Annotated in this window: 3 protein-coding genes; all 3 read left to right on the top strand. The window is 61.7% G+C overall.

Features of this window, described 5'->3' with window-relative positions; translation table 11 throughout:
* The first annotated feature begins 250 nt into the window (after positions 1–250).
* Positions 251–646, top strand: a complete 396-nt coding sequence (locus OSA81_13635; GenBank protein MDE0900043.1) for an OB-fold domain-containing protein — start codon at positions 251–253, stop codon at positions 644–646.
* 100 nt (positions 647–746) lie between these two features.
* Positions 747–1,952: a thiolase family protein gene (locus OSA81_13630; GenBank protein MDE0900042.1), complete on the top strand. Its 1,206-nt coding sequence runs from the start codon at positions 747–749 to the stop codon at positions 1,950–1,952.
* 392 nt (positions 1,953–2,344) lie between these two features.
* Positions 2,345–2,579 (top strand): hypothetical protein (locus OSA81_13625; GenBank protein ID MDE0900041.1); only part of this gene is annotated, 235 nt, incomplete at its 3' end.

The raw sequence follows: 2,579 nt of genomic DNA, 5'->3' as shown, positions 1-2,579 counted from the left end.
GTTACTGGGGCAAAAAGAACGGCAGGATCGTCTGACCCGGAGGACGTGGCGGGGGGAGATGAGGTACGTTCGTTTCCACTTCCTTGACATCACACCCGTAAATATAATCTTAGTTATGGACGGTGCCCCGAAGAGCGCCGCTGTCGTCCTGATGGCGGTACTCGGTTTTAGAGGCGCCCGATAAGCGATCCCCTCAGCTCTGTTGCCAAATCAGGCGCCGATGACTGAGGAGCCCCGAGAAGGAGCCCCATTGTCCGAACCGATTCCCTTCGTCAACTATCTTGTTCTTGGCGAAGCCCCTCATCTTGTCGCCAACGAGTGCAAATCCTGCAGTGCGCGCTTCTTTGATCGCAGGAATGCCTGCGCGGGCTGTTCGGGTACCGACTTCCAGTCCGTCGACATCCCGACCCAAGGCGAGTTGCGAACCTTCACGATCGTTTCCTTCGCGGCCCCCGGGATCGAGGTCCCCTTCGTCTCGGCGATCGTCGACTGTGGTGGCACGAGCGTCCGAACGAACATCGTGAACATCGAGGCCTCACCTGAGCACGTAAAGCTCGGCATGCCGGTCAAGCTCACGACCTTCCCGATCGGGAAGGACGAAGAAGGCGTCGAAGCGATCAACTTTGGCTTCGAGCCGGCGGCCTAAGCCGCAACTCGCTCCTTCCCCACGATTCACTCAATCCCTTCAGCTATCCCTTCACCTATCCCTTCAGCCAAAACGATTCAAGCGATTTAGGAGAACCCTCATGGCATCGGAAGACGTATTTATTCTCGGTATCAGGATGACCAAATTCGGCAAGCACAAGGAACTCGACACGGTCGACCTCGCCACGGAAGCCACCCTCGCAGCCCTCGCAGACGGCGGGGTCACGATGAAGGACATGAACATCATCGCCGCGGGCAACCTGATGGGCGGCGCGATGCCGATCGCCCAGGTGATCCAGAAGGCCTGCGGACAAACCGGGATCCCTGCGTACAACGTGTCCAACGCATGCGCGACCGGTGCGACCGCACTGCGCGTCGTGGGCATGTCGATCAAGGCCGGTGAATCCGACATGGGCCTGGCGGTCGGTGTGGAGAAGCTGGCAGGCGCAGGGCTTTTGGCGGGCGGCGCACGCAAGAGCGACGGCAAGTCGTGGACGCGCTCCGGGCGCTATGGAGCCGTCGCCGGCGTCGATGGGCGCATCGGCACGGACATCATGCCCGGCGTCTTCGCCCAGATCGGCATGGAGTACGGCCACAAGTACGGCGGCGCCAATTTCGAGCTCTTCGCAGAAATCTCGAGGAAGAACCACTCCCACTCCACGCTGAATCCCTTGGCGACCTACACCAAAGAGATGACTCTCGAAGAGATCATGGGCGACATCATGATCGCCTACCCGAACACGCGCCCCATGTGCTCGGCAAACTGTGACGGTGCCGCGGCGGCAGTACTGGTGAGTGGATCAAAGCTCAAGACACTCTCGCTGGAGCAGCAGCGCCGGGCGGTCAAGGTCTCGGCGTCGATCCTCACGAGCGATCCCTACGAAGAAGGCTGCCAGGTGCTGCCAAACGTAAACACGCTGACCCGCGCCGCTGCGAAGCAGGCTTATGAGCAGGCGGGCGTCGGGCCGAAGGATCTAGACTTGGTCGAGCTGCACGACTGCTTTGCGACGGCAGAGCTGGTCCACTACGACAACCTGATGCTGTGCGAAGAAGGCAACGCAGTCGACTTCTTCAAGTCTGGAGCCACCTGGCGCACTGGCACGACGCCGGTGAACGTTTCGGGGGGGCTGCAGTCGAAGGGGCATCCGATCGCGGCTACGGGCATCGCCAACGTGTGGGAGGTCTGCCACCACCTGCGCGGTGAAGCGGGACCTCGTCAGATCGAAGGAGCGAAGGTCGGCCTCGCTCACGTGATCGGCCTGGCCTCGGCCTGCGGCGTCCACATCCTCGAAAGCAACCGTGCCTAGCTGTTGACCCTCGACCCGGCGCCCCCACCAAGGGCAGCCCGGGAAACAGGCACCGCATAACCTGGGCGAAATTCGTCTGGCCGTCGGGGAAGCAGAAAGGCTCACCGCGAGCTTCGCCGGGTTGTATGCACCGAAGTACCTGGTCGGCCCTGCCCAGCTTGCTGCAATGGGCCACCCCCGAGCGGCTTGAAAGCGTGCTTTCAAATTAACCCCTGACCTACGGTTTCGGTAACTGTTCGGGCTGGAGTTGAGGGGCTCTGTGTGCGCCTTGGGGCTCCCCTAACTTGGCAAAGCGTGTGTCCGTACAAGGCCTTCGAGTCTGGCTTCCGGTACCCTGTCAAACCAGAAGGCCCTCGCCCCTTCCGGCGACGGACCGGCATCGTGAGGGATCCATGACCGACGCAGCTCGCGCCGAGGAGTTCATCACCGGGTATCTGCTCGACGGTCGGGGCGGTTACCGTAAGATTGAACAACAGGCGATCGGACAGTGGCAGCCCGAAGACGGCCTTCTCTGGATTCATGTAGCCCGTTCCTCCGAGCGAGGTCGCGTCTGGCTGCGAGACGAGTGCGGAATCCCCGCTGTCATCTGTGACGCGCTGCTCGATGACGAGGTGCGACCGCGCACCC

Source organism: Longimicrobiales bacterium, from assembly GCA_028823235.1.
GTDB lineage: Bacteria > Gemmatimonadota > Gemmatimonadetes > Longimicrobiales > Gaopeijiaceae > UBA2589.
This window is presented reverse-complemented; position numbering and strand designations above follow the sequence as displayed.

Coding starts and splice junctions, on each gene's coding strand:
- OSA81_13630 (MDE0900042.1), top strand. CDS start 747: ATGGCATCGGAAGACGTATTTATTCTCGGTATCAGGATGACCAAATTC.